The 12166-nt window shown below is 65.7% G+C and carries 14 protein-coding genes; 10 read left to right on the top strand and 4 right to left on the bottom strand.

Annotated elements, in window-relative coordinates; translation table 11 throughout:
* Positions 1–85 precede the first annotated feature (85 nt).
* Together OEX18_07045 and OEX18_07040 are read left to right on the top strand one after the other, a co-directional pair.
* The gene (locus OEX18_07045) at positions 86–841 is read left to right on the top strand and encodes an MBL fold metallo-hydrolase (protein ID MDH4337023.1); all 756 of its coding nucleotides are present in this window, start codon (positions 86–88) and stop codon (positions 839–841) included.
* Between the two features lie 3 nt (positions 842–844).
* Positions 845–1576 (top strand): hypothetical protein, encoded by a 732-nt coding sequence (locus tag OEX18_07040; protein ID MDH4337022.1) that lies wholly within the window; start codon positions 845–847, stop codon positions 1574–1576.
* 8 nt (positions 1577–1584) lie between these two features.
* Here the strand turns inward: OEX18_07040 and OEX18_07035 are convergent, their stop codons facing one another.
* Both OEX18_07035 and OEX18_07030 read right to left on the bottom strand, forming a co-directional pair.
* On the bottom strand, positions 1585–2547 hold the full coding sequence (locus OEX18_07035; protein ID MDH4337021.1) for a YncE family protein: 963 nt from the start codon (positions 2545–2547) through the stop codon (positions 1585–1587).
* 88 nt (positions 2548–2635) lie between these two features.
* Entirely contained in the window at positions 2636–3484 is an 849-nt protein-coding gene (locus OEX18_07030) for a hypothetical protein (protein MDH4337020.1), read from the bottom strand.
* A 158-nt stretch (positions 3485–3642) separates the two neighbouring features.
* Here OEX18_07030 and OEX18_07025 point away from each other — a divergent pair, with 158 nt between their 5' ends.
* The 8 genes from OEX18_07025 to OEX18_06990 are packed head-to-tail and all read left to right on the top strand — an operon-like array spanning position 3643 to position 10991.
* A complete protein-coding gene (locus OEX18_07025) occupies positions 3643–3972 on the top strand; it encodes an iron-sulfur cluster assembly accessory protein (protein MDH4337019.1) in 330 nt (109 codons plus the stop codon).
* 60 nt (positions 3973–4032) lie between these two features.
* Positions 4033–4644, top strand: coding sequence for a superoxide dismutase (locus tag OEX18_07020; protein MDH4337018.1), 612 nt, complete (start codon positions 4033–4035; stop codon positions 4642–4644).
* Between the two features lie 21 nt (positions 4645–4665).
* Positions 4666–5001: a 4a-hydroxytetrahydrobiopterin dehydratase gene (locus tag OEX18_07015; GenBank protein MDH4337017.1), complete on the top strand. Its 336-nt coding sequence runs from the start codon at positions 4666–4668 to the stop codon at positions 4999–5001.
* A complete protein-coding gene (locus tag OEX18_07010; protein MDH4337016.1) occupies positions 4998–5411 on the top strand; it encodes an acyl-CoA thioesterase in 414 nt (137 codons plus the stop codon). Before OEX18_07015 ends, OEX18_07010 begins: the two co-directional genes overlap by 4 nt.
* Before the next feature lie 12 nt (positions 5412–5423).
* Positions 5424–6458, top strand: coding sequence for a zinc-binding dehydrogenase (locus OEX18_07005; GenBank protein MDH4337015.1), 1035 nt, complete (start codon positions 5424–5426; stop codon positions 6456–6458).
* A gap of 3 nt (positions 6459–6461) precedes the next feature.
* Positions 6462–8114 (top strand): 2,3-epoxybenzoyl-CoA dihydrolase, encoded by a 1653-nt coding sequence (gene boxC, locus OEX18_07000; GenBank protein ID MDH4337014.1) that lies wholly within the window; start codon positions 6462–6464, stop codon positions 8112–8114.
* Between the two features lies 1 nt (position 8115).
* Complete coding sequence (gene boxB / locus OEX18_06995; protein MDH4337013.1) at positions 8116–9534, top strand: benzoyl-CoA 2,3-epoxidase subunit BoxB; 1419 nt, start codon at positions 8116–8118, stop codon at positions 9532–9534.
* An 8-nt stretch (positions 9535–9542) separates the two neighbouring features.
* Entirely contained in the window at positions 9543–10991 is a 1449-nt protein-coding gene (locus tag OEX18_06990) for an aldehyde dehydrogenase family protein (protein MDH4337012.1), read from the top strand.
* Positions 10992–11025: 34 nt separating this feature from the next.
* Here the strand turns inward: OEX18_06990 and OEX18_06985 are convergent, their stop codons facing one another.
* Positions 11026–11580 carry an ECF-type sigma factor gene (locus OEX18_06985; GenBank protein ID MDH4337011.1) on the bottom strand — a complete coding sequence of 185 codons (555 nt, stop codon included), beginning with the start codon at positions 11578–11580 and terminating at the stop codon, positions 11026–11028.
* Positions 11581–11592: 12 nt separating this feature from the next.
* A partial coding sequence (locus OEX18_06980; protein ID MDH4337010.1) for a tetratricopeptide repeat protein occupies positions 11593–12166 on the bottom strand: 574 nt, incomplete at its 5' end.

Below are 12166 nucleotides of genomic sequence, written 5' to 3'. Positions count from 1 at the left end.
TGTGCTACCATGATGCCCGCGCCGGCGCGCCGCCGCGGCTTGCGTCGTAATATGTTGATTTACAGGGGGTTATGATCCTGGCGTGATGCACGTCACCTACCTGGGCTGCGAGGGCGTGCTGGTCCGGTCGGACGCAGGCACGGTCCTGATCGACGGGCTCTTTGGAGCCGAGGCGATTCCGTTTGCGGTGCCGGCGCCGTCGGCACTCGAGGATCTGCGCCATGCGCGCACACCCTTCGACGGCGCGGACGCCGTCATCGCCACCCACTACCACGGTGATCATTTCGATCCGGGTGCGGTGGCCGACTATCTGCGCGCCAGCCCGCGGACCCGCTTCGTGTCGACCCCGCAGGCGGTGGGGCGCTTCATCGACCACGCCGGGGCCGCGTTCGTGGATCGGGTGCACGCGCTGCCCGCGGTGGACGGGGTGCGCGAGGTGGTCGAGGTGAACGGGGTGGGGATCGAAGGTTTCGGTCTGAGTCACGGTCGCGTGAACTACGCCGACGTCGAGCAACTCGGCATCGTCGTGCGGTTGGGCGGGCGCACGGTCCTGCACCTCGGCGACGGTATAATCGACGAGAAGTCACTGCGGGCGGCGGGTGTCGTGGATGAGACCGCCGATGTGGGGTTCTTTCCGTTCTGGTTCCTGACCTATCCGTTCGGGAAGCGCCTGCTGCAACGCGGTCTGCGACCGCGTGCCTTGTTTGCGGTGCACATCCGCGTCAGCGAGCGCGAACAATTGATAAACGAGATCCTGGCCGCGGGTGATGCGCTGCCGCTGACCGAGCCGCTGTCGCGCTTCCGCGTCACCGGCGACGGGCAGATATCCAGGGAGGAATGATCCATGAGCAAGCGAGGGTTGATCGGGTTGGGTGGGTTGCTGGTGGCCGCGTTGGCGATGGCGGGTGAGAATCCACCGGCGGAAGGCTTCGACAGCGCCGGATCCGGCGCGCGCGCGGTGGCCATCGCCGACCGCACCATGGACGCCATGGGCGGTCGCGCCAACTGGGATGCGGTGCAATGCATCGGCTGGACCATCTTCGGCCGGACCCATCTGTGGAACAAGTGGACCGGTGATTATCGCCTGCAGTCCGATACGCTCCTGGTGATCATGAACGTGAACAGTGGTGTGGGGCGCGCATGGAATCGCGGCCGGGAGATGGCCGACGACGACGACCGGGTTGCGGTCCTGCAGCGTGCGCGCTCGATATGGATCAACGACTCCTACTGGCTGATCATGCCTTTCAAGCTCAAGGATACCGGGGTGACGCTCACCTACGCCGGGGAGCGCGCCACCGAGGACGGCCGCCCCGCCGACGTGCTCACGCTGACGTTCACAGACGTTGGGGACACGCCGCACAACCGCTACGAGGTCTACGTGGATCGGGAAACCGCGCTGGTGTCGCAGTGGAGCTATTTTGCGGACGCGGGTGACGAGAAGCCACGCTTCACGCTGCCGTGGAACCAGTGGACGGACTTCGGCGCCATCAAGATCTCAACCGGCCGCGGTCGCACCGAGGTCACCGGTGTGCGCGTTTCCCTGGACGACGAGCACGCGGCGTTCGCAGGCCCCTGAGGGGCGTCTCAGCGGATGTACACGATGCCCTCGGGGCTCTCGCCCGCGGGGAAGGTCGACACCTGCTCGCGGGTCGCGGCGTCCACCACCGAGACACTGCCGGCGTGGTTGTTGGTCACGAACCAGCGCTTGCCGTCGGGTGATATCTCGACCACGAGCGGAAAGTCGCCCACCACCACGCGCCCGGTTTCCTTGCGCTGTTCGCGATCGAACAGGGCGAGCTGGTTGGTCAGCGCGCAGGTCACGATGGCGGTCGATCCGTCGTGGGTGAATCGTATGCGGATGGGATTGCCCACCGCGCTCATGGTCGTATCCCGCCGGGTTGCGTTGAACTTGATCACCGAAATTGTCTGCGACAGGCGATTGACCGACCATATCTCGCTGCCATCCGGGGCGGCGGCGATTCCCTCGCAGCCCTGTCCGCTCATCACCGTGCGGTCGAGTTCTCCGGTTTCCAGGTTGATGAAGGATACCGTGCCGGCGATGATGCTCGACGCGTAGATCCACTTCTCGTCCGGCGACAGGGTGAGCAAGTGCGCGCCGTAGTCGCGCATCGCGAACGTGCGCCTCACCGAGCGCGCGGCCGGGTCCAGTTCCACCACCGCGCGTGAGGCCTCGCAGGTCACGTACAGGCGCGTGCCGTCCCGGGTGATGCCGAATCCATGCGGTTTGTAGCTCGGCTTGACGTTCACATCCGCCACGCGCTGCTGCTTCTCGAGGTCGATGATCGACACGGTGTTGTCGAGCCCCAGATAGTCCGCCGTGTACGCAAAGCGCCCGTCGGGAGACACCGCCACTTCGTGGGGTTCGCCGGGCAGCTTGACCGAGAAGAGGGGCTGGTAGCTGGTGGCGTCGAACGCCTTCAGGGTGGCGTCGCCCCGGCAGACGACCAGGATGCGCGGCGCCGCGGCCGCCGCGGACGCGAGCAGGCTGCAGGCCACGGCGGCGATGATGGAGCGGGTGAGTCTCATTCGATGGATCCTCCGGGTTGAGCGAATCGAGCGTACCATTATACGACCCGCGCGCGAAAGCGATCCGCACCAAAACGGGTCTTTTGCCTCAGCGCGTGAGCACCAGTCCCACGGCGGCGGTGGTGCCGGCGGGGGCGTTCTTCGCCTGCAGGACGTGATACACCTCCGCGACGATCGCCGCCTCCGTGTTCAACTGCCAGCCCAGCGAGGCGATCAGCTTGAGCACGTCCTGGTTGGGAACGGCCACGGTGGACGACACGTCCAGTGGCTCCGGGTCCACGGTGGAATACCAGCCCTCCAGCAGCGCCTGCGCCGAAAAACCCCCGCCCGATCCGCCCAGCTGGGCCGCAAAGCCGACGTCGTCGGCCAGCGGGCCCCCGCGCACGCGGTATGCGGCCGACGCGGTGGCGTATATGCCGCGAGCACTCCTGCCGGCGAGCAGCGCGCCGGAGAGGTCGGCGTACCCGGTGCCGAGGGCGGGGGCGCCGTTGTCCGGGGTCGCATCGTACCCGAGCGGGACTTTGCCGGTCACCTCCACCGACACCGGCCAGCGGCCGGTGACGAGTGCCTGCCGCGCGCCGATCGAGAGGTCGCTCAGTCCCGCGTTGGTGGCATCGATCTCCCGGATCAGGTCCGCGATGTCGCTGATCTCGGTGCGCCGCGAGGTGAGGATCTTGAAGGGCAGGGTTCCCACCAGCGAGATGCGGTCGGTGATCCCGTACTCCACGTAGGCGGAGAGGTCGACCTCCCGGTAGGCCGCGGACTGCACCAGCGGGTTCGAGGTGAGCAGCGGGACCTCGTTGCCCTGGTAGTCGTACTCGGTGTCGGTGTAGAGGTAGCTCGCCGAAAACTTGGCGTAGTGCCCCCCCTTCGCGCGCGTCCAGGGCCCCCCGGCGGCGGGCCCGGCCAGGCCCAGCAACAGCAGCCCGGCCGCCACGCAGCGCCGCAAACAGGCGCTAAGCGCATGTCGATCTGATGGTTTGACCGGGCACACCCCGATGATTATAATGACTGGGAACCTGCGGCGCATGCCCCAATTCGGCCCGCCGCAAGAACGTGAACCAGGAACGCCGATTTCGCGAGGATTCGTCCGCAATGATTACCGTCACCGAAAACGCCGTACAGGCCATCCGCGACTGCATCGTCGCCGAGAAGAAGAGCCCGGATACCGCCTTCCTGCGGGTCGCGGTCAAGGGTGGCGGCTGTTCGGGGCTCATGTACAACCTGTCCATCGATGACAGCGCCGCGGACAGCGACGTCGTCATTGCCAGTGGCGACGTGCGCATCGTGGTCGACAAGAAGAGCAAACTCTTTCTGCACGGGCTCACGCTCGACTACACCACGGGCTTGAACGGTAAGGGCTTCGTCTTCTCGAACCCCAACGCGAAGGCCACGTGCGGTTGCGGCGAATCGTTCACGGTCTAGCCATTTTTTCTCGATCCGTTCTCGGATCCATCATTCCAGACTGAAAGAAGGAGGCACGCCATGCCATTTACGCTTCCCGATCTCCCATATCCCAAGAACTCCCTGGAGCCGCACATCGACGCGCGCACCATGGAGATTCATCACGGCAAGCACCACCAGGCCTACATCAACAACGCCAACGCCGCCCTCGAAAAGCACCCCGAACTGGGGTCGAAGTCGGCCGAGGAACTGCTCGGCAATCTCAACGCGGTTCCCGAGGACATCCGCGGCGCCATCCGCAACAACGCCGGTGGTCACGCCAACCATTCGCTGTTCTGGACCGTCATGAAGCCCAATGGTGGCGGCGCGCCGTCCGGTGAGCTCGCCGCGGCGATGGAGAAGGCGTTCAAGAGCTTCGACGCGTTCAAGCAGGAGTTCGAGACCGCGGCCAAGACGCGTTTCGGCAGTGGCTGGGCGTGGCTCTCGGTCAAGAAGGACGGCACCCTGGCCGTGTCCTCGACGCCCAACCAGGACTCGCCGCTCTCCGAGGGAATGACGCCCATCCTGGGCCTCGACGTGTGGGAGCACGCGTACTATCTCAACTACCAGAACCGGCGCCCGGATTACGTGACCGCATTCTGGAACGTGGTCAACTGGGACGAAGTCGGGAAGCGGTTCAAGGCGGCGCGCTAGCGCCGCGGGGCCGGGGTTGCCATGGGTGAACTGTCCTCGAAGCACTGCGTGCCGTGCCGTGGCGGCGTGCCCCCCATCAAGGGGGATCTGCTGCGCGTGCTTGCGCAGAAGCTCGGTGGCGGCTGGCAGGTGGTGGACGAACATCACCTCGAGAAGGCATACACCTTCGACGATTTCAAGCAGGCCCTCGACTTCACCAACCGCGTCGGTGAGATCGCCGAGCGGGAGGGCCACCACCCGGACATCCACCTGGCGTGGGGCCGCGTGGGGCTGACCATCTGGACGCACAAGATCGACGGCCTCACCGAGAGCGATTTCATTCTCGCGGCCAAGGCGGACGACGCCTACGGCGCATGACCTTCAGCGCGGAGTTCGATGTCCGCTTCGGTGAGATCGACCAGGCCGGCGTGGTCTACTACCCGCGCTTCTTCCACTACTTCCATCAGGCGTTCGAGGAGTGGTTCGGGCGCGCGCTGGGCGTGCCGTATCCGGACCTCGTCCTCAAGGAGCGGGTGGGATATCCGAGCGTGCGGGTGGAGACGGAATTTCTGAAGCCGCTCCGCTACGGCGACCGCATTCGCGTGGATCTGGAACTGCTGGACGTGGGGCGGACGTCGATCACGGTGGGGTATACCATCGTGCGCCTGGCCGACGGCGAGGTGAGCGCGCGTGCAACCATCAAGAACGTTGCTATCGACGACACCTTCAAGCCGGTTCCCATCTCGGACGCGTGGCGTGCGCGGTTCGAGCGGTTTCGCAAGTCATGACGGAGGATCCGTTTGAAAGCGATCTACTACGAGCGGCACGGCGGACCCGACGTGCTCCAGTACGGTGAGCAGCCGGCCCCGGCCATCGGGCCTGGCCGGGTCCGTATCGACATTCACGCCAGCTCCCTCAATCACATCGACATATTTCTGCGGCGCGGCATGCCCGGCATCAAGATTCCGTTTCCGCACATTCCCGGCTGTGACGCGGCCGGCGTGGTCAGCGAGACCGGCGCCGGGGTCGGTAACGTCAAGGTGGGCGACCGCGTGCTCATGGACCCGTCGATTTGTTGCGGTCAGTGCGAGTTCTGCGTGCGCGGCGATGCCAGTCTGTGCGTGAAGTACATCCTCATTGGAGAGCACGCCAGCGGCACCACCTGCGAGCAGATCGTGGTGCCCGCGCCCAACGCTATCTCCATTCCGGACTCGATGTCGTTCGAGGAGGCGGCGTCGATCCCGCTGGTCTTCGTGACCGCCTGGCGCATGCTCATCACGCGGGGCCGGCTGCGCGCCGGCGAGGACGTGCTGGTGCTGGGGGCGTCGGCCGGGGTGGGTATTGCCTGCATCCAGATTGCAAGAGTGGCCGGTGCGCGCGTGTTCGCGGCCGCCAGCAGCCCCGAGAAGCTGGAGCTGTGCCGCGAGCTCGGCGCCGACGTGCTCATCGACACCTCGCGCGAAGACTTTGCGCGCCGGGTGCGCGAGGTGACGGCCAAGCGGGGGGTGGACGTGGTGGTGGACTACGTGGGGCGGGACACCTGGCTGGGCAGCCTCAAGAGCCTGGCCCGGGGCGGGCGGCTGGTGACGTGCGGCGCAACCACGGGCTATAATCCCGAGGAAGACCTGCGCCACATCTTCTATCGGCAGCTGGAGATCATCGGGTCGACGACGGGATCGCGGGGAGAGCTCATGGCCGCGCTGAAGCTCATCTTCCAGGGCCGGATGCGGCCGGTGGTGGGTGCGGTGTATGACATGAAGGATATTGCCGCGGCGCATGCCGCAATGGAAGAACGGCGCGCGATCGGGAAGATCGCCATTCGCATCAAGGAATAGAAAATGAAGGAAACGCAGACAGGAATCGAGCGGGTTCCCTTTGGCACCCACCCCTCGCGTTACAAGCACTGGAAGCTGAAGATCGAGGGGCCGGTGGCGTGGCTGATGATGAACGTGTCCGAGGACGAGGGGCTGCGGCACGACTACAAGCTCAAGATGAACTCGTACGACCTCGCGGTCGACATCGAACTCGACGACGCGGTCACCCGGCTGCGCTTCGAGCATCCCGAGGTGTCGGTGGTGTGCATCGAGAGCCTCAACGACCGCATCTTCTGCGCCGGTGCCAACATCTTCATGCTGAGCACGTCGACCCATCCCCACAAGGTGAACTTCTGCAAGTTCACCAACGAGACGCGCATCAACATCGAGGAGGCCACCGCGAAGAGCGGCCAGAAGTACGTCGCCTCGCTCAACGGCGCCGCCGCCGGTGGTGGCTACGAGCTGGCGCTGGCCTGCGACGAGATCCACCTGGTGGACGACCGCAGTTCCGCGGTGAGCCTGCCCGAGGTTCCGCTGCTGGGCGTGCTGCCGGGCACCGGTGGACTCACCCGCCTGGTGGACAAGCGCAAGGTGCGCCGCGACCTCGCCGACGCGTTCTGCACCATCGCCGAGGGCGCCAAGGCCCGCAAGGCGCTCGACTGGGGTCTGGTGGATTTCACTCATCCCAAGTCGGCCTACGCGGACGCGGTTCGCAAGCGCCTGGCGGATCTCGCGGACAAGGGTCACAGCGTGAAGGGGCTCGAACTGGAGGACGTCGAACCGCAGATGGACGGCGATGTGCTGCGTTTCCGCCATGTCACCCTGGACGTGAACCGCGCCGAGCGCATGGCCCGCCTCACCATCGCCGGGCCGAAGGCGGAAGACGCCGCCATTCCCGACGATCCTGCAGCACGGGGCGCCGGCTGGTACGCGCTGCGCATGTGGCGCGAATTGCGCCGCGCAATTCTTGAACTGCGCTTCAACTATCCCGAGATCGGGCTGGTGACGTTCCACACCGAGGGCGATCCCGCCGCGGTGCTTGCGCTGGACGAAGCGCTCGCGGCGCGCAAGGATCACTGGTTCGTGCGTGAGACGCTGCTGCAGCAGGGGCGCACGCTCAAGATGATCGACGTGACGGCCCGCACCTTCTTCGCTATAATCACGCCCGGTTCGTGTTTCGCGGGCAGTCTCATGGAAGTGGCGCTGGCGGCGGATCGCGCGTACATGCTCGACGATCCCGATCGTGACAATACAATTGCACTCAGTGTGATGAACGCCGGGACGTTCCCGATGGCGCACGGACTCACCCGCCTGGAGAACCGCTTCTACGGTTCGCCGGAGTCGGTGGGGCACGTGCTAGAGCGCTGCGGTCAGGCGCTTGCGCCGGAAACGGCCATGGAACTCGGTCTCGTCACCGACAGCATCGACGATATTGACTGGGAAGACGAGATCCGGATGATTCTGGAAGAACGGCGCTCGCTCTCGCCGGATGCGTTGACGGGGATGGAGGCCAACCTCCGCTTCGTCGGCCCGGAAACCATGGAAAGCCGGATCTACGCGCGGCTCTCCGCGTGGCAGAACTGGATCTTCACGCGGCCCAACGCGGTGGGTGAGCGAGGTGCGCTCACTTCCTACGGCAAGCCGCATTCACCTGAATTCGACTGGAGCAGGGTCTAGGATGGACTACAAGGAGCTCATTCCCAACAACGTCGACCTCAAAGAGAACGTCAAGCTGTTGCGCGCGCTGGAACGCTGGCACCCGCAGTTCATGGAGTGGTGGCGGGACCAGGGTCCGGTGGCGTACCAGGAGAACGAGATCTATCTGCGCACCGCGGTGAGCGTGGATTCATCGGGCTGGGCCGTGTACGACTACGTGCGCATGCCCGAGTACCGCTGGGGCATCTTCCTCGCGCCGGTCAAGGGGGAGCGCAACATCCATTTCGGCGACAACATCGGCGCCGATTGCTGGGAGGACGTGCCGGGCGAGTATCGCAACGAGTTGCGCCGGCTCATCGTCACCCAGGGCGACACCGAGCCCGGTTCGGTGGAGCAGCAGCGCCGCCTCGCGCTTACCGCGCCGTCGCTGTACGACATGCGCAACCTCTTCCAGGTGAACGTGGAGGAAGCGCGCCACCTGTGGGCGATGGTGTATCTGCTGCACTCGTACTTCGGCAAGGACGGCCGCAACGAGGCGGAGGAGATGCTGGAGCGTCGTTCCGGCGACGAAGACTCGCCGCGCCTGCTTTCGACCTTCAACGATCCCATCGACGACTGGCTCGATTTCTTCTGCTTTGCCACCTACACCGACCGTGATGGCAAGTACCAGCTGGGTTCGCTGGCGGAGAGCGCCTTCACGCCGTTGTCGCGCACCACGCGCTTCATGCTCACCGAGGAGGCGCACCACCTGTTCGTGGGCGAGACCGGCATCGCGCGAACCATCCGGCGCACCGCGCAGCTGATGCGCGAGAACGAGAGCGAGGACGTGCGTCCCTTCGGCGGTATTCCGCTGGACATCGTGCAGAGGTACATTAACTACTGGTTCTCGGTGTCACTCGACCTGTTTGGCAACGAGGATTCCAGCAACGCCGCAAACTACTTCGCCCACGGGCTCAAGGGCCGCTTCAACGAGGCCAATCGCAAGCTCTACCCCGATCCGACCGGACGCGATGGCGCATACCGCTACGCGGTCTACGACGAGGAGCAGGCGCGGCTCAAGGAGCACGAGATCCCCATGCGCCGCGCCATGAATGCGGTGCTGCGCGACGCCTACATAGAAGACTGCGGCCGTGCGGTAGCCCGCTGGAACAAGATCCTCGACAATGAGGAGTGCCGCCAGCGCATCATGCTGCCTTCGGACCGCTTCCACCGCATGGTCGGCACATACTCCCGCGCGTCCTTCGATCCGGATGGGAACATGCTGTCCAAAGACGAGTTCGAGGCGCGGCGCGCGGAATTTCTGCCCACTCGCGCCGATCGCGACTATGTCAAGAGCGTGCAGTTCCTGGTGACGGACCGCGGCAAGTTCGCCAACTGGATCGCACCGCCGCAGCACGGCATCCACGGCCGCCCGCTGGACTTCGAGTACGTGCGACTTTAAGGAGAACAATGAAGATCCAGTGCACGAAGCTGCTCATCAACGGCGAGTGGATGGACGCGTCCGACGGCGCCACCCACACCGTCATCAATCCCGCCACCGAGGAGAAGCTGTGCGAGGTGGCCTCCGCCACGCCGGAGGACATGCACGCGGCGGTGGTGTCGTCGCGGGCGGCATTCGACTCCGGGCCGTGGCGCAAGCTGGACGGCGCGTCGCGCGGCAGGCTGATGTGGCGGCTGGCGGATCTGGTGGAGCGTGACGCGGACGAGATCGCGCGCCTGGAAACCATGAACCAGGGCAAACCCGTCTTCGAGTCGTCGAAGATCGAGGTGCCGTTCGTGGTGGAACTGCTGCGCTACTACGCCGGCTGGGCCGACAAGATCGAGGGCGAAACCATCCCCGCGCGCCCCGGGCTCCTGTGCTACACGTTGCGCGAGCCGGTGGGCGTGGTGGGGATGATCGTGCCGTGGAACTTTCCGCTGCTGCTCACCATGTGGAAGCTCGCGCCGGCGCTCGCCGCGGGCTGCGTGGCCGTCATCAAGCCGGCCGAACTCACGCCGCTGACCGCGCTGAAACTCGGCGCGCTGTGCCTGGAGGCCGGGATACCCGCCGGTGTTGTCAATGTTGTGCCCGGCAAGGGCTCGGTGGCGGGCCAGGCGCTGCTGGATTCGCCCGGCGTGGACAAGATTGCCTTCACCGGATCGACCGAAGTGGGGCGCACGGTCATGCGCTCCGCAGCGGGAACCATCAAGCGCCTGTCACTCGAACTGGGCGGAAAGTCTCCCAACATCGTGTTCGCCGACGCAAAACTGGAAGCGGCGGCGCAGGGCGCGTGTGGAGGCATCTTCTACAACAAGGGCGAGGTGTGCGCCGCGGGTTCACGCCTGTTCGTCGAGAATTCGGTGCACGACGCGTTCGTGGAACTGATCAAGGCCAAGATGGCCCGTTACACGGCGGGTGATCCCATGGACGAGAAGACGCGCCTGGGACCCCAGGTGTCGAAGTCGCACCGCGACGGCATCCTCGATCGCATCAAGGCGGGTGTGAAGGAGGGCGCCGCGGTCGCGGCGGGAGGCAAGGCTACCGCTGTGGGCGGCAAGGGGTTCTACCTTGAGCCCACCGTGCTCACCGGTGTGAACAACGACATGACGGTGGCGCGCGAGGAGATCTTCGGTCCGGTGCTGTGCGTGATTCCCTTCGAGAACGAGGAGGATGCGGTGCGCATGGCCAACGACAGCTGCTACGGCCTCGCGTCGGGCGTGTGGACGCAGGACCCCGGCAAGGCGCACCGCGTGGCCGCGGGGTTGCGCGCGGGCACGGTGTGGATCAACACCTACAACGTGTATTCGCCCTCGGTTCCGTTCGGCGGCTATCGCGAGAGCGGCTTCGGCCGCGAACTCGGCGCGGCTGCGCTGGATTTGTACCTGGAGCAGAAGTCGGTCTGGATCAGCCTGCGCTGAGGGTCGCGGGTTCGACTCGCGCGCGCCCCCCGCGCTACTCCGTCAGTTCCTTGAAGAGCCACGTGCGGGCGAATGACCAGCGGCGGCGCACGGTGCGTTCGCTGATGCCGAGCAGGGATGCGATCTCCGCCTCGGTCAGCCCGCCGAAGTATTTCAGTTCCACAATCTGACGGTCCTCGGTCGACTGCGCGTCGAGCCGTTCGAGGGCGTCGTTGAGTGCCATGAGGTCGAACGACGGCTGCGTCCCGTCGGTCACGTCGCTCAGCGTCACTCGCACCAGGTCGCCGCCGCGTTTGTTCCGGTTGCGGCGTCGCGCGTGGTCGACGAGCACACGCCGGATTTGCGCGGCCGCAATATGGATGAAGTGAATGCGGTTCTCCCAGTTGAGGCCGCTCTGCTGTGCGAGGCGCACGAAGGCTTCGTGCACCAGCTCGGTGGGCTGCAGCGAGTGACCGGCACGCTCGCGGCGCAGGTAGCCGGCGGCCACCGCGCGTAGCTGGTCGTAGACCATCGCCACCGCCTCCTCCACCGAACCGCTCCCGCCGGCCGACGTCTCCCTCAGAATCCTCTCCGCGCGTTCCCGGTTCATTCCCGCATTATATCAGGGTTGCTCGTCCTCGGCGGCCTCCACCGCCGCGAGCTCCTGGCGGTACTGCGCCGCCTGGGCCTCCTTGCCCTGCGCCTCGTACAGCTGCGCGAGTGACTCCGCCGCCCACTTCTTGCGCGAGTGACTCGCGTCCTCGGCGGTCCACAGCGTCGCGTGCAGGTCGAGAAGGAGCGACTCGGACTCGCCGTACTTTCCGTTGGCGGTGAGGACGTCGGCGAGGTGCAGCACCGCGCGGGTGCGGTGCTCGTGCAACTCGGAGAAGGCCTCCAGCGCGATCCGGTGGGCGTCGCGCAGCGGCGGTTCCGCGCTCCTCGTGTCGCCCATGGCGATGTACAGCTGGCCGATGAACACCAGCGTCCACGAAATGGTGTAGTGGTCGGGGCCGTGCGCGCCGCGCCGGATCTCCAGCGCGCGCGTGTAGTATTCCAGGGACCTGTCGTATTGCTGCAACGACTTGTAGAGGTGCCCCAGGTTCTGGTACGGGTACGAAAGGTGCGAGTGCCCGGGGCCAACGCTGTTCTCGTACGCCTTGATTGCGCGCTCGAAGTAGGGAACGGCTTCGTCGTAT

The sequence above is a fragment of the Candidatus Krumholzibacteriia bacterium genome, assembly GCA_029865265.1.
GTDB lineage: Bacteria > Krumholzibacteriota > Krumholzibacteriia > WVZY01 > JAKEHA01 > JAKEHA01.
The sequence above is the reverse complement of the archived record's forward strand: the minus strand, read 5'-3'. Positions and strand labels throughout refer to the sequence as shown.